This is a genomic window from Arsenicibacter sp. R0_47, from assembly GCF_057652235.1.
The window spans coordinates 1-278 of the sequence record NZ_JBYFCJ010000134.1 but is presented as its reverse complement, the minus strand read 5'-3'; the positions used below and the strand labels follow the sequence as shown (position 1 = coordinate 278).

Below are 278 nucleotides of genomic sequence, written 5' to 3'. Positions count from 1 at the left end.
CCTGAAGCCAAGCCACTCTTTACATCATCTGACTGATAGCTGAGGCCGTTGTCGAAACTGTAGGCAACACCGCTGGCGGGCGTATTGATCGTGATTGTCCCCGTCGAAACGACACAGGTCGGCTGCACCACACTTGCCGTTGGTGCAGCTGGTACAGTCGGAGCGGCGTTCACCGTAACGCTCACGGACGCTGACTCACAGCCCGAAGCCGTCGAGCGCACTTTGAGCAGGTAAACGCCTGAAGTTAAACCGCTCTTTGCATTGCCTGCCTGATAGCC

1 protein-coding gene is annotated in these 278 nt (G+C 57.2%); it reads right to left on the bottom strand.

Features of this window, described 5'->3' with window-relative positions; all coding sequences use genetic code 11:
* The coding region (locus AC23NW_RS36345) for a hypothetical protein (protein WP_487455612.1) at window positions 1–278 on the bottom strand (278 nt) is incomplete at both ends.